The sequence below is a fragment of the Rhodococcus sp. IEGM 1351 genome (assembly GCF_030056875.1).
Classification (GTDB): domain Bacteria; phylum Actinomycetota; class Actinomycetes; order Mycobacteriales; family Mycobacteriaceae; genus Rhodococcus_F; species Rhodococcus_F opacus.
Window position 1 is genome coordinate 1 of sequence record NZ_JASHKU010000159.1, and the last position, 234, is coordinate 234.

General features: G+C 71.8%; 1 protein-coding gene. It reads right to left on the bottom strand.

The annotated features are described in order from the left end of the window. Nucleotides 1-234: transposase (locus QM806_RS41160; RefSeq protein WP_283295083.1), on the bottom strand; the 234-nt coding region annotated here is incomplete at both ends.

Here is a 234-nt window from a genome sequence, read left to right on the forward strand (position 1 = left end):
ACCGGCGGGATCCGGCCCCACTCGGTCAGCTCGTCGATCATCTCGATCGCCATCTGCCATTTGGGGCGGTGGTGCTCGGTGTCGGGGATCGCGGACCGTCGCCGACGGGCGGTGATCGCCGCGACCGTCTCGGGGTCGGCGGTCGACCGATCGTCCCAGCTCTCGGGCAGAAACAGCCGCCAGTCCAGCGGGGCGGACGCCGCATCGGTGGCCGCGTGCACGCTGACCGCGATC